Origin of the sequence: Microbacterium sp. NPDC055988 (assembly GCF_042269505.1) — a bacterium.
GTDB lineage: Bacteria > Actinomycetota > Actinomycetes > Actinomycetales > Microbacteriaceae > Microbacterium.
Genome location: NZ_JBHJXY010000001.1, coordinates 1758883 through 1778315, shown reverse-complemented (window position 1 = coordinate 1778315; position 19433 = coordinate 1758883). Strand labels below are relative to the sequence as shown.

The 19433-nt window shown below is 70.8% G+C and carries 14 protein-coding genes; all 14 read right to left on the bottom strand.

The window, feature by feature from the left end; genetic code table 11:
* Positions 1 to 15: 15 nt before the first annotated feature.
* Positions 16 to 717, bottom strand: a complete 702-nt coding sequence (locus ACFC14_RS08555) for a hypothetical protein (protein WP_376102985.1) — start codon at positions 715 to 717, stop codon at positions 16 to 18.
* Positions 710 to 1192, bottom strand: a complete 483-nt coding sequence (locus ACFC14_RS08550) for a hypothetical protein (RefSeq protein WP_376102982.1) — start codon at positions 1190 to 1192, stop codon at positions 710 to 712. The genes ACFC14_RS08555 and ACFC14_RS08550 overlap by 8 nt, the downstream gene beginning before the upstream one ends.
* On the bottom strand, positions 1192 to 2940 hold the full coding sequence (locus ACFC14_RS08545) for a hypothetical protein (protein WP_376102979.1): 1749 nt from the start codon (positions 2938 to 2940) through the stop codon (positions 1192 to 1194). Before ACFC14_RS08545 ends, ACFC14_RS08550 begins: the two co-directional genes overlap by 1 nt.
* Positions 2937 to 3884 carry a hypothetical protein gene (locus tag ACFC14_RS08540; protein WP_376102976.1) on the bottom strand — a complete coding sequence of 316 codons (948 nt, stop codon included), beginning with the start codon at positions 3882 to 3884 and terminating at the stop codon, positions 2937 to 2939. Before ACFC14_RS08540 ends, ACFC14_RS08545 begins: the two co-directional genes overlap by 4 nt.
* Before the next feature lie 85 nt (positions 3885 to 3969).
* Complete coding sequence (locus ACFC14_RS08535) at positions 3970 to 4266, bottom strand: WXG100 family type VII secretion target (protein WP_017204355.1); 297 nt, start codon at positions 4264 to 4266, stop codon at positions 3970 to 3972.
* Positions 4267 to 4379: 113 nt separating this feature from the next.
* Positions 4380 to 8855, bottom strand: a complete 4476-nt coding sequence (locus ACFC14_RS08530; protein ID WP_376102973.1) for an FtsK/SpoIIIE domain-containing protein — start codon at positions 8853 to 8855, stop codon at positions 4380 to 4382.
* The gene (locus ACFC14_RS08525) at positions 8852 to 9577 is read right to left on the bottom strand and encodes a hypothetical protein (protein WP_376102971.1); all 726 of its coding nucleotides are present in this window, start codon (positions 9575 to 9577) and stop codon (positions 8852 to 8854) included. Before ACFC14_RS08525 ends, ACFC14_RS08530 begins: the two co-directional genes overlap by 4 nt.
* Positions 9574 to 11259, bottom strand: a complete 1686-nt coding sequence (locus tag ACFC14_RS08520; RefSeq protein ID WP_376102968.1) for a protein kinase — start codon at positions 11257 to 11259, stop codon at positions 9574 to 9576. The genes ACFC14_RS08525 and ACFC14_RS08520 overlap by 4 nt, the downstream gene beginning before the upstream one ends.
* Complete coding sequence (locus ACFC14_RS08515) at positions 11256 to 12596, bottom strand: FHA domain-containing protein (RefSeq protein ID WP_376102965.1); 1341 nt, start codon at positions 12594 to 12596, stop codon at positions 11256 to 11258. The genes ACFC14_RS08520 and ACFC14_RS08515 overlap by 4 nt, the downstream gene beginning before the upstream one ends.
* Entirely contained in the window at positions 12596 to 13408 is an 813-nt protein-coding gene (locus tag ACFC14_RS08510; RefSeq protein WP_376102962.1) for a PP2C family protein-serine/threonine phosphatase, read from the bottom strand. The genes ACFC14_RS08515 and ACFC14_RS08510 overlap by 1 nt, the downstream gene beginning before the upstream one ends.
* On the bottom strand, positions 13405 to 14766 hold the full coding sequence (locus ACFC14_RS08505) for an RDD family protein (protein ID WP_376102959.1): 1362 nt from the start codon (positions 14764 to 14766) through the stop codon (positions 13405 to 13407). Before ACFC14_RS08505 ends, ACFC14_RS08510 begins: the two co-directional genes overlap by 4 nt.
* Positions 14763 to 17168, bottom strand: a complete 2406-nt coding sequence (locus ACFC14_RS08500; RefSeq protein ID WP_376102956.1) for a transglutaminaseTgpA domain-containing protein — start codon at positions 17166 to 17168, stop codon at positions 14763 to 14765. The genes ACFC14_RS08505 and ACFC14_RS08500 overlap by 4 nt, the downstream gene beginning before the upstream one ends.
* A complete protein-coding gene (locus tag ACFC14_RS08495) occupies positions 17165 to 18427 on the bottom strand; it encodes a DUF58 domain-containing protein (protein ID WP_376102954.1) in 1263 nt (420 codons plus the stop codon). The genes ACFC14_RS08500 and ACFC14_RS08495 overlap by 4 nt, the downstream gene beginning before the upstream one ends.
* Entirely contained in the window at positions 18427 to 19398 is a 972-nt protein-coding gene (locus ACFC14_RS08490) for a MoxR family ATPase (RefSeq protein ID WP_029261313.1), read from the bottom strand. Before ACFC14_RS08490 ends, ACFC14_RS08495 begins: the two co-directional genes overlap by 1 nt.
* Positions 19399 to 19433 lie beyond the last annotated feature (35 nt).

Sequence of the window (19433 nt, the reverse complement as noted above, 5' to 3'; positions counted from 1 at the left end):
GCGACGACCCGGGGCTCACGCCTCGGCGGACGCTTCCGACGGCACACCCGGCAGTTCGAAGTACGACGCCTCGACGATGCTGTCGAACAAGCCGAGGAGCACGTGCGGGATGTCGCCGACCGGCGTCGAGAGGTTCACGAGCAGCACCTGCTTCGAACCGGGAACCGTGTACCAGTAGTCGGCGGAAAGACGGCGGATGGATGCCGCCCCCGCCTCGGCCGCGAGCTCTGCGGGAGCCTCACGGAGATCTTCCTCGTCGGCCAGCTTCTGCTCCTCGACGCTATGCAGTCGGAGGATCGCGGATCCGGGGATCTGCAGCCGGTGAGCGGTGTCGAGGTGGGGACGCTGCAGTTCGGTGAAGACCTTCTCGAGCGTCGCGATGACCGCCTGCGACGACACCCCGATCGCCGGAGACATCCGCAGGTCGGGCTGCTCGAACACCGTGAGCGTCACCGACAGCGGCGTGCCGGGGCGCAGCTCGGTCATCAGGAACATGGCCTTGGCGTGCAGCGCGCGAGCGCTCGCCACCGCCTCGGTGAGGTCACGACGGGTCAACGCCCGCAGCGTCGAATCCTCGTCGCGACGGCCGAAGACCTCGTCGACGAAGTCGGCGACCAGCGGACCGCTGTCGAGGTCGTTCAGGAGCACCGGATGCCAGGCCCCGAGAAGCCGGAAGCGCAGCTCGGGCGTCGCCGCCTCGACGGCGACCTCACTCACCGGCGAGCTTCTCGATCTCGTAGTCGGGCACGTTCACGCCCACGGAGAAGCTCGGGCTCCAGTCGATGCCGAGCTCGTCGGCCGCGCGCTGGGCTTCGATGGCGCCCTCCTTGCCCTCGTAGGTCGACCATGGGTTGAACGCGACGAACGCCGGCTTCGGCTCCGAGGCGTTCCAGGCGGCGACCAGAACCGACTGCAGCGCATCGCCCGTCACGACGTAGCCGAGAGGGACCTCGGCGTGGATCAGCCATCCGCCGGTGAGACCGTCTCTGACCGCTTCGACCTCGACCTGCATCGACTCGGGCAGCGCGGCCGTCACCGCTTCGATCACGGGTGCGGGATCGGTCATTTCAGCCTCCTGGGTGGATGCGGGCGGAGTCTTCTCCGGCGCGGGCGCACCGGTGGGGAAGCACCCGGTCAGCAGCAGCCCGGCGACGCCGATCCCTGCGGCGGTCAGTGTCAGACGTCGGAACATCACTCACTCCATGCATATTCTTCGGTCGCGACCGTCGCACCGTCGTGCGCGTAGAACTGCTCCAGTCTCGCACGCTCGTCGGCGGGCAGATTCGCGAGCTGCTCCTGCCAGCTGAGGTTGTAGAGAGCCGCGTTGTGCGCACCGGCGTCGATCGCTGCCGGCTGGTGGCCGGGAGCGACGGGCGTGAACGTGCGCCAGTTCTCCTCCTGCCGAGGGTTCACCGCGCCGTTGGTGAGCGTGTCGAGCATCGGCACCGGATCGCCCTGATGCTGCATGGAGATGACCTGCGTCGTCGGCGGGATGCGCATGGCATCGATGGGAGACCCGCACGCCATCACGGCCTCGAAGTTGTATGCGCTCGACCGGTTCGCCGCGAGGTGCCCAGCCATGATGCCACCCTGGCTGAAGCCGACCAGCATCACCGGGTCGCCGTTCGGCCCCGGGTCGATGCCGGCATCCTGCATCGCCTGCATCACCGCACGCTCGTACTGCGTCTGCAGCTCAGGTGTCAGCATCAGAGCGAGGTTGCTGTCGAGGTCGTTCGTCGCCCCCGCGTCGTTGATCCCGTCGAGGCTCATGACCCAGTCCTGCGTCGAGGGCAGCACCACGCGCCACCGGGTGACTCCGTCGGCTCCGACGACCTGCTCGACGCGGATGACCCCCTGCTCATCAGCGGGTGAGGTGCCTCCGAGCCAGTCCACCAGCCCGGCCTCTGCGAAGGCGTTCTCGAGGGAGGGAGAGCCGATCGTCGAGGTCTGGGCTTTCCACGCCTCGAGGGCCGCCTGATATTCGGCATCGGTCGCGTAGTCGGCCCGCGACGGCATCGGATTGTCCCGCTCATTGATCTCGAAGGGGGTGACCTCGGGGTCGGGCGCGAGCACGTCGGTGAGGATGCGGGTGATCAGCACCCCGCCGATCGTCAGCGCGACAGCACCGCCGAGGAGGGCCAGCACCGCACCGAACAGCGGTCCGCCGAGGAGGAGTCCCGCCAGCCCGAGGACGATCGGTATGAGTGCGAGCAGCAGCACCGCCATGATCTTCGGCAGCAGCGCGTTCCAGATGTCGGAGAGGGTGTCGAGGACGCCCTTGATGACATCCGTGACCCAGCGCCCGATGCTGGCGAGCAGATCTCCCACGCCCTCGAAGAACTGGGCGATGTTGTCGAGGACCGAGTCCTTGCCCTGGCTGATGACGCTCTCGATCGCACGGATGGCAGCCTGGGCCGCATCCTCCTTGCTCTGTGCGCCGGCGCGGAGACGGGCGACGATCGCGTTGATGTCGGACTGGGCGGCCGACGCCTGGCGCTCGGCGCGGGAGAGGTCGTCGGCGGTGTCCTGACGCACGTCCTGCGGCGAGTTGCTCAGCCCCTCGAACCACTGCCGTCGCTGCGCGTCGCCGGCCGCGTGCTCGGTCGTACCCAACCGGCCCTGCGCGGCTTCGAGAGCCGGGATGTCCCTGGCCGCCTGCTCTTTGATGGGCGCGAGCGTCACGGCGTACGTGCGCAGCGCCGTGGCGGTCTCGTCGTAGCGCAGATATGCCTGCGACATCGAGGTCTGGAGCTCTGCCGCGGTCGAGCGCAGCGCGGTCGTCGACTTGCTCAGCTGACCGGAGACGATGTCCTGCAGCGCCTGAGCGGCGTCGTTGATCGCGGTCGCCTGACGCGACAGTGCACCGGAGCGGACCTCGAGCGTGCCAGGGTCGCCCTCGAGCAGCTGCGACCAGTCGTTCTGGTTCCAGAGGCCGTTCATCGGAGAGTCTCGCCTTCACTGCGCATGTCGATCAGGGAGCCGAGATCGGTGAGCACCGTGTCGATGCGCTCTGCCGGCGCGGAGTAGGCGATGAGGTTCTCCGGAGGCAGCACGGCCTCGGCCGGAAGGGTCGCGAACTCGGGAGCGGTCGGGGGATCGGCGACGGGGAACGGCATGGGCAGGGCCTCGATCGTCGGGAGACCGATGCCCGGGGCGGGCGCGATCGGCTCGCCGGGAAGCGAGGGCACATCCACCCGCGGGGGATCCGCGATCAGGTCGGGGAGGTCGGGGCCGGCGACCCCATCCGGCAGCGACGGCAGGTTGACCCGCGGCGGATCCGCGATGAAGTCGGGAAGCGACGGGAGCACCGGGGCAGGCCCGCCACCGACGCCGGGCTCGGTCGGTAGAGACGGCAGCGGCGCGGGAATCGGATCCGGAAGCGACGGGAGCACCGGGGCAGGACCGCCACCGACGCCGGGCTCGGTCGGAAGAGACGGCAGCGGCGCCGGAATCGGCTCGGGTGCAGGACCGGGGGCCGGCGATGGGGCCGGCGAAGGGCCGGGAGCCGGGCCGGGAGTCGGCCCCGTGGCACCGTCGGGACCGCCGCCGACGGTGGGCGGCGTCTCGGCGTGGCCGCCCCGCGGCCGCTCGACGTGCCCCATGGCGTCGGTGACGCTCTTGGCCATGTTGCGGTCGAGGTCGCCGAACGTGTCGGCGATCGCCTGCAGGGTGTCGCGGATGCCTTCCAGGCTCTTCTGCAGCTGGCCGCGCTTGCGATCCCAGTTGCCGGCGAAGTCCTGCACCTTGCCGGAGAGCCCGCCGTGGCCGGTGAGCCCGGCGACGTCGTCGCCGAACCGGTCGGCGTTCGCGAACGTCTGGATGGCGGCGCTGATCGACGAACGCGACGCATCCAGCAGACTGCTCTCGAGCGTGAGGTCGCTCATCGTTCCCCCCGGAGTTGGATGAAGGTCGTTCAGGCGCACACGAGGGGATGCCGAGGTCGGCATCCCCTCGTGTGGTGTGCGGCGATTACTGGCGGATCTGCGCGGCCAGCTGCTCGTCGGTCGACTGCAGCGACTGGGCTGCGACGTCGAGGAAGCGAGCCATGCCCTCGATACCGGCGATGGTCGCGGTCGCGCCCTGGTTGAACTGCGCGTAGGACGCGTCGAACGCACCCGAGGCGGACGTGGTCACGAAGCCGCCCGAGACGAGCTGCGAGACGTATGCGCGGAGGTTCTTCAGCTGCGTCTCGATGTCCTGCTGGCCCGTGCGGAGACGTCCAGCAGCATCCTTCATGTCGGCGTAGCTGACTTTGAGGTTCGTCATGGTGTTACCTTCCGGTCGCCCCGGCGGGTGCCGGAGAGTTCTTGTGCTTCGAGACTAACGAAGCGGTTCTGGTCTGCAAATGGGGAGAAGTCCCCATCGGTCTCGGATGTGCGTCAGACGGTCTCGGGGATGACGAGCGGGAACTGCACCCGCACCACCTTGCCGCGCTGCGCGAGCACCGCACGACCCACCGGGAACTCGCCCCGACCGATCCGCGGCAGCGGAGCCTTGAGCACGAGCTCGCCGTCGATCGTCTCGGGCTGGAGCACCACCCCGCGGCGCGACTGCTTGATCTCGCCGAGCAGACCGAAGTTGCTCGTCCACTCGCTCGTGTCGCCGGTGAACAGCAGCAGCAGCTCGCCGCGACCGGCCCGCTTGACGAGGTCCGACAGCGGCATCTCGAGCAGCGACGACGCGAACTCCGCCACGCCCTCGACGGCCACGACGGGCTTGAGACCCGCTTCGGCCTTCTCGACGATGTCGGCCACCGCCGCCGTGCCGCTGATGCCGTCGGCCGCCGAAGCCGTCCACGCCAGCGCGTTCTTCGCCGGCGAGCGCGACGATCCGAGGTACAGCGTGGGCGTGCCCGGCCGCGCCCTCAGCACCTGCTGGGTGATCGCGGCGAGCGCGTTGCTCTTCCCACTCGCGGGAGGTCCGGCGATCACGAACGTGCCGGTCGGCTCGATCCCGAACGGACCGAGGTCGGCATCCGAGAGTCCGACGACCAGCTGGTCTCCGAGGAGAGCGGGGACCTCGTCGATGCGGTAGCTCAGCGGGAGCGCCCGCACCGGCGGCGCATCCGGAACGCCGCGACGCGACATGGATGCCGCCATCCGCTCGATCGCGAGGGACTGCTCCTTCATGCTGCGCGTGCCGCCGATGATCGCGATCTGCGCCTCGTTCTCGCCGACGATCGCGCGCCCGGGGACGGACTCCGCGTTCAGCACGTCTTTGGGGACGTTGAGGATGTTGTATGCATCGGTGTCGGACATGCGCAGCACCACGCGGCGCTGGATCATGGCGTTCAGCGCGCTCGGGATGCTCTGGAACCGGTCGGCCGAGAGCACCACGTGGATCCCGACCGCGCGCCCGTCGGAGAGCACCTCCTGCAGCGCGTTGTAAGTGTCGGAGCGGCCGATCACGGCCTCGTAGTCGTTGCGGAACGCCGCGAAGCCGTCGATGAGCACCACGATCCGCGGCTCGTCGGACTTGCCGGACAACGCGCGGTACTCGGTCAGGGTCGCCGCCCCCACCGCGGAGTACGCGTCACCACGACGGTCGAGCTCACTGCGCAGCGTCGCGAACAGCCGGGCCACGCGCTCGGCGTCGTCGCCCGAGATGACCGAGCCGACGTGCGGTAGCGGCTCCAGCATCCGCAGCGCGCCGGAGCCGAAGTCCAGCCCATACACGTGCACGGGACCGCCGCGCGGGGTGATGCCGGCCGACACCGCGAGGGTGCGCAGCGCGGCGCTCTTGCCGGCGCCGCTGGTGCCGTAGATCACCATGTGGCCCTCGGTGTCGGGCAGGAAGTGGAACGGCACCTGCTCCTGGCGCTCCGGCTGGTCGACCACGCCGAGCAGCAGGGCAGCGTCGGTGCGCTGCGGCAGCTTGAGCTGATCGAACGTCGGTGCCAGCTCGTCGAGCCACGGCCGGCGCGGCTTCTCCACCTGGGCCGCCTGGGCTGCGAGCACCATCGTGCTGACGAGGCGCTGTTGGTCGTTCGGACCGAGGTCCTCATCCACCACGACCGCGTTCTCGTCGATGGGCAGCTCCCACGGCCCCTGGTCGGTGGTTCCGAAGGCGGCGATCGCCACATCGACGCCGTCGCTCTCGCCGAGGCTCCAGCCACCGGCGTATGCCGACTGGAACAGGGTCATCCGCCCGGGGCCGGTCTTCGCGATGCCTCGACCCGGCGTGCCCGGATCGAACAGCGATGCGTCCTTCGTGCCGATCACGTCGTTGCTGTCGGTCTCGTCGGCCATGCGCAGGGCGACACGGAGGTTCGTGTTCGCCCGCAGGTTGTCCTTGATCACGCCGGCCGGACGCTGTGTGGCCATGATCAGGTGGATGCCCAGCGAACGGCCGCGCTGCGCGATGTCGATCACGCCGTCGACGAACTCCGGGACCTCCTTGGCGAGGGCGGCGAACTCGTCGATCACCAGCACCAGCGCGGGCGGGGCCTGCGGGTCGCCGGCGCGCTCGAGCTCGAGGATGTCCTTGGCCTTCTTGCGGTTGAACAGGTGCTCGCGGTAGTGCAGCTCGGCCCGGAGGCTCACCAGCACGCGGCGCACGAGGTGCTCGTTCAGGTCGGTCACGATGCCGACGCAGTGCGGCAGGCTCGTGCAGTCGGCGAACGCAGAGCCGCCCTTGTAGTCGACGAACAGGAACGTCAGTCGTTCCGGGCTGTACTCGGTCGCCATGCCGAGCACCCACGCCTGCAGGAACTCGCTCTTGCCCGAGCCTGTCGTGCCACCCACGAGGGCGTGCGGTCCCTGCTGGCGCAGATCGAGCTGCAGCGCACCCTCCGCGCCGGCACCCACCAGGGCGCGGAGCTTGGGCTGGTAGCGCCGCGCCGACCCGGACTTGCGGCGGGAATGCAGCGAGTCGTTCTGGGTCCAGCGGTCGACGACGCTCTCGGGCTGCGTGGCCATGTCGCGGCCGAGCAGGTGCAGCATCGAGATGGTCCGCGGCACGTCGCTGCGGTCGAGGGCGACCTCTCCGGCGTCGGTCAGGCGTGCCAGGGCACGGGCGAAGACGGCGAACTGCTCGCGCGTGAGCTCATCGACGGCGAGGTTCTCGACCGTCTCGCCGAGCCGCACGAAATGCGCGCTGTCGGTCTGACCGAGCTCAACGAACGTGCGGCAGGATGCCGGGAGGGCGGCCGCGTCCTCCGTGAGCCACACCGGGAAGATCCCGCGCATGGCGGCGCGCTCGGAGAGCTGGATGAGGCGACCGCGATCGATGGGCGCATCCGGCGCGATCAGCACCACGATCGCCGGCTTCGGCACCGAGTCGTTGCGGTTGCGCGAAGAGTCCTCGCCGACCTTCGAGCCGCTGTTCGTCGCGGCCTTCTCGGCCTGCAGCGCACCGAGCTCGACGGCCTCGCCGCCACGGTTGGAGCGGGTGTCGATGAGCTCTTCGAGGCGGGCCACGATCTGCCCGGCGGACGACGGGCCGTCGCCGATCGGCTGCACGCCGAGCACGGCCTGTGCCGACCAGGCGTGCGGCAGCCACTTCGCGTCGGCGAGCTGCGCGCCCCAGCGCGGACCCCACAGGCCCACGACGCCGACGTCGGCGGGCGCGTGCAGGCCGGCGATCTGGGCGAGGAGTGCTCTGGCGTATCCCGTGGAGCGACCTCCGAGCCCGGCGATGCCGAGCGCGCCGACGTCCTTGAGGTCTTCCAGGATCGGCACCTGCGGCACGATCCTGGTCGCATCGACCACCGCATCCAGCTTCTCGACGTACTCGGGAATCGCACGATCCCGGCCGTTGGAGTCCTTCACCGAGCTGCGGGAGCCGGTGTCGCCGATGCCGAGCCGGACGTGCAGGAACGACCAGTGTTCGGCACGACGCGTCCAGATGGTGGGTCCGGCCGCGAGCGCGGCGTCGCTGACCTCGCGCAGCAGCGGGACCTCGCGGCGACGCACGTCGATCTCGCGCTCGCGCTCGCTCTGCAGACGGGCGTCCAGACGCTCCAGCTGCTCCTCGAACCGCTTCTTGTCCTCTTCGAGCTCCTGCTTGTTCTGGTTCCTCGTCGTGACCCACGTGCCGATCATGAGCAGCGGCGACAGTGCCACGAACATCAGCGACAGCGGGCTCTGGGTGAAGGCGAACATCGCGCCTCCCATGAGCACCGGGGCGACCAGGGCGAGCATCGGGAACGGCTGCTTGCGAGCGGGGACGGGCAGATCCGTGCCGTCGAGCTCTTCGCCGAGATACCGCTCCTCGACGCGCGGCGACCGGACGAACTCGACTTGGCGGATCGAGGCGACGGCCGGCGAGGGAGCCGCGGCATCGGGCTCGACCTTGACGGTGATCGGGGTGTCGCCGATCACGACCGCGAGCTCCCCCTCGGCCGCTACGAGACGGACGACCGAGGCCCCGTCGATCAGGATGCCGTTCGCGGAGTTCAGGTCGATCATCTCGACCCGATCGCCGATCTCGAGCCGCGCATGCCGCTTGGACACCAACGGATCATCGATCACGACATCGCAGGAGTCGTCTCGACCGAGCACGATCGTGCCGCGGGTGAGAGCGATCGATCGCGCTCCCGGCCCCGCGCCGACCTCCATGCGACCGATCACCGGGCGCTGCTGGTACGTGGCGGGGACCACGCGGACCGTCGCTCCGTGAGCGAGCCCGACGTGCGCGAAGGTCGACTCCGGCGCGAGCAGGTCGCCGGAGCCGGCGACAACCGAGCTGTACGCCTCCAGTGTCACCGCGGTCGGATCGGCGGTGGCGAAGGACCCGAGCGGGTCCGCCCGGACGATCATCGCCGCGATCTCGCCGATCGTCGCCGTGTTCTCGGCGGTGACCTCGATGTCACTGGATGCCGCGCCCTGACGGAGCAGGGTCAGCCGTACCTTCACTCGTTCTCTCCCTCTGCCTCACTCGGCTGCGGGGCATCCAGCAGCGGGAGGTCGTCCTTGCTCACCAGCCGTGAGGCGATGACGTGCTCGACCAGGCGGGCACGTCGGTTGGTCGCGAAGCTGCGCTGACCGCCGCGCATCCCCGGCACTCCGACGCGGTCGAACTTGTCGCACACGTTGTCGAGCTTGCGGTTGAAGCGCGTGACCGCCCAGCCCAGGCGTTCCGCGGCGGCGGCCGACGACGGGATCTCGCTCATACCGGTGCCGTCGCGACGCAGCTGCGGTTCGGCCAGCGCGAGGATCAGCAGTTTCTGGCTCATCGTGAGGGGAACGTCGCCGATCGTGGAGGCGCCTCCGTCGTCGTGCTCGCGCTTGGTCGCGCGGAACGTCGGCTCGGCGGCATGCAGCACCAGCTCATACGTGGTGGGGCCGGCGCTGAACACGATCGTCGTGGTCTCGAACACCAGGGGCAGCCGCGCACCGGGCGCGAGCCACGCCTGCACGCCGCCCGCCGAATCGGTCACGGTCGCGGTGAGACGCGTGCCGACGTTCGCGAGCCACCAGAGCCCCTCGCCGTCGCTGATCTCGAGGAAGTGGCGGTGCAGGAAGAGATTGTCGTCGAGTTCGAGGTCTCCCTCGCGTCCGACGATGAAGCGCCGCCCCGGTTCGATCGGGAAGTACTCCCCCGCGAACTCGACCGTGACCCCCGCCGGCGCGGTCATCCGACACACCCCGTGACGGGTTCAGAGGCGCGCCCGTCGCCTCGACGCAGCATCACCTCGATGCACACCTCACCGGACGATGCGGGCGTGAACGTGACCGTCTCGTCGGGTGCCTGCCGCACCGCACCGTCGGCGGCGCCGCCCGTCTCGGACCAGATGAAGCTGTCGTCCTCGACCGGATCGGGGTTCGTCCACGTGAATGTCACCTGGTCTCCCTGCCGTGTGCCGCTGAGCTCGGTGACCTTCGGTACCGCGTCGGATACCGGGTCCTGCGGGTCGACCTCCTGCTTGGTGGCCTCGGGCTGGGGCTCGGTGCCGAGGTTCGCGACCAGGGCGTTCAGCCCGAAGATCCCGCCCCCGACCACGACGACGGCCGCTGCGGCGAGACCGATCCACAGACCCCTGCGGCTGCGCTGCGGCCGGTCGGTCGATTCGGCGACCGGGGCGGGCGCGGCAGCGGAGGGCGCTGCCTGCTCGATCCGGGGGGTCGCGACGGGTGCCTGCGGCTGCACGACCTGCGGCGGCCGCACGATGGTGCGGTCATCGCGATCGGGCATGACCGGGGCGGCGGGTGACGGCGGAGTCGGGCCCGGGACGGAGGCCTCCGTCTCCCGGCGGCGCTGCGTCTGCTCGACGGCCGGTTCGGGACGCGGCGGCATCTCGAAGCGCGGGGCGTCGGGCACCACGACCGAGGGGCCCTTCGGCTGCGTCATCGCAGACGGGCGGGTCGCGCTCTGCATCCCCGGATCGATGCTGACGATCTCGCGCACGCGGGTGAGACCGTCGCCGTCGTCCTCGAGGTCCTCAGCCGGCGGGTGGTCATCCACGATGTCGATCGGCGTCACCGAGTGCGAGAGCTCGATCTGCACCTTCTGCAGCGCACGGGCGAAGGCGACGGCGCTCGGGAAGCGGTCGTCGGGGTTCTTCGCCATCGCGCGGTCGAGCAGACGCTGCAGGCTGTCGGGCGAATCGGGCCGGGCGAGGTTCGGCAGCGCGGCGCGTTCGATGCGCTCGATCAGATCGGCGCTGGAGTTGCGCTCGCCCGGCCGCTCGAACGGTGAGCGTCCGGCCAGCAGCGTGTACAGCGTGGCACCGAGCGCCCAGACGTCGGTGCGCGGACCGCTCTGCGGCGGCTCGGCGAACGACTCCGGCGGCGACCACGGGATCGACATCCCGGAGGACTCACCGGTCGCGCCGGTCGTCGAGGCGATGCCGAAGTCGGTCAGCGCCGGACGGTTGTATTCGGTCACGAGGATGTTCGCCGGCTTGATGTCGCGGTGCAGCACCCCGGCCCGGTGGGCCGTCTCGACGGCTCCGGCCACCTGGATGCCGACGCGCAGCGCCTCGGCCACCGAGAACGGCTCCTTGCGGGAGCGGATCTGGAGGTTCGGCCGCGGGCAGTACTCCATCACCAGGTATGGGCGGCCGTCCCCGGCGACACCCGCCTGGTAGATCGTGACGATGGCCGGATGCGTCGACAGCATCGCCATGACGTTCGCCTCGTCGGCGAACTCCTGCGCCGCGCCGCTGGAGATGCGGTCGGCGAGCAGCACCTTCACTGCAACGCGACGCCGCGGCATCTCCTGCTCGTACAGGAACACGTCGGCGAAGCCACCCGTGCCCAGCGGCTCCACATAGGTGAAGCCGGGCAGCGCGGGCGGCGGAGAGGGGCGTCGGTTCACGGCAGATCCTCGAACGCGACGGTCACCCCGTCGCCGAGGTCCACCACATCCCCGGACAGGACGAGAGTCTGCTCACCGGGGTGCAATCGCATGGGGTCGGCGCCCGGACGCAGCAGCGTCGAGCCGTTGGTGGTGTGCAAGTCGATGACCACGACCGTGTCACCCTCGGGCCGGATCTCGAGGTGGCTGCGCGAGATGTCCTGCTGCGGGCTGTCCACCGCGATCAGGTGCGGCAGGTTCGCTCCGCTCGCCCGGGTGGAGCGCGGTCGGCGTCCGATGATGACCGTCCGGTCCAGCGCCACCACCTGCCCCGACGAGACCCGGATGCGCCCCGTGGACACCGGAGCGGCAGCGGCCACCGGGATGACCTCGGTCGGAGCGTCGGGCGCCGCCGGGGCGCTCTGTCGCAGGCTGCGGAGCTCCTCGGCGGAGATCGTCGCTCCGTCGTGATCGCCGGTCGCGGAGCCGGCATCGACGGCGGGCGTCTCCGACTCCTCGCTCGGGCGGACCGCCGCAGCCTCGATCGGCGTGTGCACGGTCGCGCCCCACAGGTGATCGAACTCGTCGACGGGCGGAGCGAAGGTCGCCTCACCCGGAACCAGCGTCGACTCGATCAGGTCGGCGTCGGCCGGCTCTGTCTCGGCGTCGGACTCGGCGTCCGGCGTCTCGTCGGCGGCGGAGTCGGCGGCGGTGGCCGAGGGCGCGGGAGGCAGATCGGATGCCGCGTCGGGCACAGAGCCCGCGGGAACGGCGCCGGGAGGCGGTGGCAGCGGCACCGAGGTGCCCGCTACGGGAGCCGGAGGCGCCGGGGCGACAGAGGGCGCGGAATCCGGTGCAGACGCCGGGTCGAGCACGGGCGCCGGGCCCGCGGTGCCCGCGATCGCCTCGGCGTCGGCGGGCTCGATGTCGGCGCTCACGGCTGCCGCGAGCACGATGCCGCTCTGCACGGGTAGCGCGGAGCCCGAGCCACCCTCATCGACGGTGATCTCCACCTTCGAGACGCCCGGCACGAAGCGCTCGCTCCAGGTGGTGACGTCGGCGCCGGAGAACGTCTGGGCCTCGGCATCCGCGCCAGTGACCCGCACGGCGAGAGAGCCGCGTACGGCAACCCTGGCGTCGGTGCCCTCCAGCACGGCCGCCACGAACGGCGGCATGTCGGCGAACGAGCCGCCCGCCTGCGTCGTGAGCACGTCGATGACCGTGGCCAGGCTGCGCTCGCGCGGCAGCCGATCCCAGAGTGCGGCGACCGTCTCGCCGGTGGCATCGGGTGGCAGCGCCACCAGGGCGCCCGGAATCACGATCAGGTACCACTGTCCCGGTCGGTAGATCGTCTGCATCAGCGAACCCCTCCTGCTGCGGCTTCTCGTGGACGCGTGTCGGCATCGACGTCGTCGGCCTGAAGCAGCGCCCCTCGGCGCGCCGCCACCGACACGGCATCGACGATGACCACGGTGATGTTGTCGCGACCGCCCGCCTGCACGGCCTCGTCGACCAGGATGTCGGCCGCCCGCTGCGGGTCGGGCTCCGCGGCCAGGATCTGCGTGATCCGCTCGTCCGAGACCTCGGTGGTCAGTCCGTCGGAGCAGATGAGCATCCGGTCGCCGAGCTCCGCCGGGAAGAGCCAGTAGTCGGCATCGCCGGTGCTGCTGGCGCCGATCGCGCGAGTGATGATGTTGCGACGACGATCCGTGGCCGCCTCCGCCGCGGTGAGCTCACCCGATTCGATGAGCTCCTGCACCACCGAATGGTCGACGCTGATCTGCTCGAGTTCGCCGTCGGCAAGGCGGTAGGTGCGAGAGTCGCCGATGTTCACGGTGAGCCAGTAGCCCATCCCCTCGACCGAGGCGACGACGACGCCGCTCAGTGTGGTGCCCGCTCGACCGTTGCCGTCGGAGGACAGGGCCTCGACCGCCGATCGGGCGCGCGCGAGGGCCTCGAGCAGATCCTCGAGCTCCAGGTCGACTCGGCCGATGTAGCGCGCGAACTCGTCGATGACGGTCGCGCTCGCGCGCTCGCCCGCCTCGTGCCCGCCCATCCCGTCGGCGACCAGGAACAGTGGCGGACTGGCCATGTACGAGTCCTCGTTGAGCGGGCGGCGCAGACCCGAATGGGTCGCGGCGCCCGTGGCGACGATGAGCGGACGAGTCATGCGTATCCTCCGACCATGACGACGCGGTCGCCGATCTCGATCACGTCGCCGAGCTTGATCGGCACGCGCTGGCCTGCGGGGCAGGAGATGCGTTGGCCCTCGCGCACGAGGGTCAGCCCGTTGGTCGAATGACGGTCGAGGATCCAGCCGCCCGAGGTCTCGGCTGCGGCCTCGAAATGCGTCTTCGACAGCGAGAGCGTCTCGTCGCGCACCGGCACGACGACGACCCCTTCTTCGGGAGCGGGATTGCGCCCGAACACGGTGCGCCGCGAGACGGGGATGCGCGTCCCGTCGTCCCAGGTGAACACGAGCCGGTGACCCGGGATGCTGATGCGGGTCTCTTCGAGGTCATCGTCCGCCGGCGCGGGTGCGGCCCCGGTGGGAGCCTGCGTCGCGGGAGCCGGTGCTGCGGGAGCCGGTGCGCTCGGCGGGACCGGTGGTGCCGGCGGTGCCACCCGCGTGGGCGGCACGGGCGGCGCCACGGGTGCGGGCGGAATCGGCGGGGCGGCGACGGGCGCCGGCGGGGCGGCGACCGGGGCGGGCGGGGTGGGCGGGGCGGGCGCAGCGCTCGCGGCAGCGGGCGCGGCAGGAGCAGGAGGGGTCGCGGGAGCCACCGGGGCGACCGGGGCGGCGGGTGCCGGCGCCTTCGCGGGTGACGACGGCTGGGTGACCCCGGGGACGTAGGCGATCATGCCGGAGTCCTGCACCGGGGCGGTGAAGCTCCGGGCGGCCGGTGCCGCAGCGGGCGATGCTTGCTCCGAAGGCACCGAGGGCTGCGCGGGTGCGGGATGCGCCGCCGGAGCGAACCCCGGCATCGGCGCGGGAGGGAGGCGCTCGAACGACGGCGCCGGAAGGAGCGGCGGCGCCTCGGGCACCGGAGCCTCCTCGACGACGGGTTCCGGTGCCGGCACCCGGGCGTCGAGCATCAGCGACGACGCGACCTTGTCGTGCCACCCCTGGAAGCGGCCCGAACCGTCGAACAGCGGGCTGAAGTACCCGACGACGATCGCACCGGCGAGGCCGAAGATGATGTTGCGGAGCAGCGTGCGTCCGAACCCGAGCGGGCTCCCATCGGCCGCCGACACGAGCCGCAGCCCCTGCGCGCGCATGCCGATGGAACCCTTCCCCGCCTGCATGGCCGTGTACACGAAGAACCAGGCGAGCAGCACCAGGCTCACGACGGAGCCGCCGACGAGGAGCACCGCGATGGAGGCCTCGAGCCCGCCCGAGAGCATCGATGCGAGCAGCAGACCGCCGCCGAGAAGGATGCCGAGTCCGCCGGCGATCAGGGCGTCGACGACATACGCGACCGCGCGACGGGAGATCGGCGCGATCTGATCGAGCGCTGGCTGCGTCATGGGGTCTCACTCTCGGAGAACGAAGTCGTCGTGCTGTTCTTGATGGTGCCAGGTTCGCGGCGCACGCGCGCGGCCGCCGCTTCCTTCAGATTCTGCAGTCCGTTCGAGACCGCGGTTCCGCCGACCAGGGACCGCACGCTCAGTCGCGCCTTGACGCGCTTCCAGAACCCGGCCTCCTTGCCGAGTCCGCCGACGATCTCATCGACCTCGTGCCAGAACGACTCCACGTCCTGCGGGCTGGGTTCGGCCGGACCGAACACCTCGGCGTCGGCGCGCTCGGCCAGCGCGGTGACCTGCGGGACGGTCAGCGAGGATGCCACGACCGCGGCCTCCTCGATGCGGGTGCCGCCAGGGGCCAGACGCGCACCGTAGTCGACGGCGCGGTCGGTCAGCTCGTCCCACCCACCGCTGATGCGGTCGGAGGTGCGGGCTGCGGCGCGACGAGAACGGCGCTTCGCGGCCTTCCAGGCACCGATCACGATGAACGGCGAGGCAAGCACGGCGATCACCGCGAGCGAGATCCCGCCGATCAGCAGGATTGCGCCGATGATGCCGGCGAGGTTCAGACTCTCGTCCTCCGACTCGCGGTCGTCGGGCAGAGTCGGCGGCAGGTCCACGGGCTCCTGCGGCGGGGGCGGGGGCTGCAGCACCTGCGGCTTCGGGTCGACGCGGGGCTTGGTGTTCTGGTCGTTGGGGACCTGGTCCTCGGGCGGGGTCGGATTGAACGTCATCCATCCGACGCCCTCGAAGTTGACCTCGACCCACGCGTGCACGTTGTCGCCGGTGGCGGTGAAGACCGCTTCTCCCGCCTGCTCGTCGTCGGGGTAGTACCCCATGACGACGCGGGCGGGGATGTCGAGCTGTCCGGCGAGCAGGGCCATCGCCACGGCGTACTGCTCATCGTCGCCGATCATCTGGTCGGCGCCTACGAGCGTCGAGATGCGCTCGGCGGTGTGGCCGGCACGCGACAGCACCTCACCCTCGAGGCCGTGGCTGAAGAAGCCGCCCTCGGAGAGGAAGGTCTCCAGTGCCCGCACCTGCTCGATGGGCGTCTCGGCGCCTGCCACGGTCTCGGCGGCCAGGGAGGTCAGCTCCTCCGGCACGTTGCTGGGCTTGGGCATCGACACGCTGCCGAACGCGACCTCGGCCAGCTGCTCGTCGTCGGGCTCGCTCGGCATCACGGCGTCGACCACGTACTCGTCGCCCCCGGTCAGCTTCGGGGTGGCCACGGCTGTGCCGGTCACCGTGTTGACGAAGGTGCCGCGGCGCAGGTCTTCGGCGCGGTCGCCGTCGAACCGGATCTCCGACAGCTCTCCCGCCGTCGGCATCCACACGCCGCGGTACTCGTCGATCGCGAACTTCAGCGTGACGGGGACGCCTTCCGCCTCCGGCGCCATGTTCGACCGCAGCGGGGCGAACGCGCTCGACGAGGTCGGGCCGCCGTCGGTGACGTTGTAGACCATGCCGTCGAACTGGTCCATCACGGCCGTGCGGATGCGGGCGCCCTTGGGCAGACCCTGCACGGTGAACAGCGTCTCCTCGGCCTCGTCGCGCACGTTCTTGCGGAACGCCTGCAGCGGGCTCGGGTAATCGCGGATGTCGAACGGCGGGATGATCACGTCGCGGAACACGTGCCGCGGCTGTGCGGGGGTCGCGACGGCTGCGGTGGCGACGCCCGCGCCACCCGCGACGGCCAGCACGGCGACCCCGGCCAGCAGACGCCGGGTGCGCATGTGCGCCGCACGGGACGGGTCGACCTCGCTCACCGAGACCGCCATGTTCTGCGGCGCCCAGAGCTGACGCAGAGCCAGCCACGACATGCTCACCACGGCGAACACGAGCCCCTGCACGAGGGGGAACGCCGGCTCCGGGGTGCCGAGTGCGATCACGAGCATCAGCAGCACGCCGGCCGGCAGCAGGGCCCAGGCGACCTGCGACAGGCGCAGCGCGAGCGAGGCGGTCAGCGTCGTGACCACGAGCGCCAGCAGGAATGGGACGATCAGGTGCCCGTCGGCCGCCGCCACCGGGGCGACCGTGGTGAGCATCTGCTTCCAGGCCGTGACCGTGCCCAGCGCCAGCTTCTGCAGCGTCTCGAGTGTGGGGATGATTCCGAGGATCGCGGTCTGCGGCAGCGCGAAGGCCGCGCCGAACACGAAGTACGCCGCGACGGTGAGCCCCGCGATGATCAGGATGCCCCAGCGACGCCACGTCGCGACGGCCGCGATCGCGAGGCCGAGCAGGATGCCGCCGATGACGGCCGGGAGGAACGAGGGCCCCGCGAAGGTCGGCCAGAACCCCACCATCGCCGTCGCGACGAGGAGCGCCGTCGCCCCGAGGTCGAGGATCCATCGGCGAGGCGCGAGCGTGGTGGACGCGGCGGACGCGGTGGCGGGCGCGGTCATGCGAGCACCTTCTGCAGAGCGAGGGGAACCTGTTCGAGCGCGCCGACCGTGACGACGTCGGCGTCGCCGATGCGTCGCAGCGTCGGCGCGGTCGCGGTCGTGTCGGTGACCACAGCGAGCACCTTGGCGCCGAAGGGCAGCCGCGAGCAGGCGAGGCGGAGGTCGTCGGAGGGCACGCGGGAGCCGCACACGAGCACCACCACGCTGGCCAGCGGCATCGTGGCCGAGACGATACCGGCGAGATCGGCGATGCCGCCCTCCTTCGCCTTGCTGTTCTCGACCGCGGCGAGGGAGTCCAGCAGCTGCTTGCCGGTGCCGGCGGGCAGCTCACGGCCCTGCACGCGCACATCGACGCGTTGCGAGTCGCGGAGCGCCCGGAGACCGATCGAGCCCGCCGCCGAGATGCCGAGCTCGAAGTCGTCGGCGGTGGCGTAGTCGCCCGCCGAGCGCGACAGACCGATCACGAAGTGCGAGCGACGGGTCTCCTCGTACTGGCGGACCATCATCGTCCCCGTACGGGCGGTCGAGCGCCAGTGCACGTGGCGCAGGTCGTCACCGGGCTGGTACTCGAGCAGTGCGTGGAAGGACACGTCGTCACGGGAGAGATCCGCCGCCGGAAGCCCCTCGAGGTCGCGCAGGTAGCCGAGCGACTGGCCGTCGAACAGCACGGTGCGCGGGTGCACGAACAGGTCGACCGGATCGTCGCGGCGGTGTGCGCGCTCGAAGAGACCGAGCGGGTCGCCGCGGACGACGCTCACCGGGCCGACCTTGACCACTCCGCGCCGCTGGGTGGGGATGGCGAAGAGCTCCTCCGCCTCCTCTCCCGGTGCGAGGCGCTGGATGCCGAACTCGCCGCGACCGGAGCCGACCGGGAGCACCACGCGCGAGGGCAGGATCGCCCTGCTGCCGCGGTTGGCCAGGGTGAGTGCGCCGACCGCGCGCTCCCCCACGACCACGCGGGTGCGGGCGAGGTCGAGCGAGACATCGTAGGCGGTGCGGCCGATCAGGAACAGCGCGCACACGCCCACGGCGATCGCGATCACCGCAGCCGCGATCGCGAACTCCGCCCACCCGGCGATCTGCCCGATCGCCCAGAAGCCGACGGTGATGGCCATCAGCACCCAGGCCAACGGGCGGATCGCCGCGGTGATCTTCCGGAGGCGCGTCAGAAGGCGCGCGCCGATGACGGCCGCGACGTCACGCCATCCGGCGTCGCGTTCCGTCTGCGGCGGCGCCGCCTGAAGAGCCTCCGCGGTCATCAGGCCGCTGCTCGGGCCTGGGGTGCCGCGACGCCGTCGAGCACACGGGCGATCACGGTGTCGCTGCTCGTGCCGGCGAACTCCGCCTCGGCGTCGAGCAGCAGACGGTGCTGCCACACCGGCCGTGCGAGGGCCTTGATGTCGTCGGGCAGCACGAAGTGCCGGCCTTGCGCCGCGGCCCACACCTTGGCGATGCGGATCATCGCGATCGCGCCACGCACCGAGACGCCCAGGCGGATCGCGCCGTCTTCACGGGTGGCCTCGGCCAGCTCCGCCACGTAGCGCAGCACGGCCGGCTCTACGTGCACGGTGGCGGCGAGGTCGGCCATGTCGGCGACGGCGCTCGTCGTGATGATCGCCGAGAGGCCCGCCGAAGGGTTGCGATCGGATGCTCCGGCGAGAATGCTCTCCGTGACCGCGAGGTCGGGGTATCCGATGGAGGTCTTGATCAGGAAGCGGTCGAGCTGGGCCTCGGGGAGCTTGTAGGTTCCCGCCTGCTCGATCGGGTTCTGCGTGGCGATGACGAGGAACGGGCGACCGGCCTCGTGCGTGACGCCGTCGACCGTGACCCGCGACTCCTCCATGACCTCGAGCAGCGCCGACTGCGTCTTCGGCGAGGCACGGTTGATCTCGTCGGCCAGCACGATCGACGCGAAGATCGGGCCCTTGTGGAACTCGAACCGGTGCGACTGCTGGTCGTAGATCGTCACACCCGTGACGTCGGACGGCAGCAGGTCGGGCGTGAACTGGATGCGTGCGCTGGTGCCCTGCACGGTCGCCGCGAGCGCCTTGGCGAGGCTCGTCTTGCCGGTGCCGGGCGCATCCTCGAGGAGCACGTGGCCCTCGGCGAGCATCGACGCCATCACGAGACCGACGATCTCCTTCTTGCCCTGCACCGCCTTGTCGACGTTCTCGACCAGTCGCTGGAAGGTGCCCTGGAACCAGGCGGCCTGCTCGGGGGTCATTGTCATGAGTGTGGGGTTCCTTGTCGTGAGGGAGTTCGTGC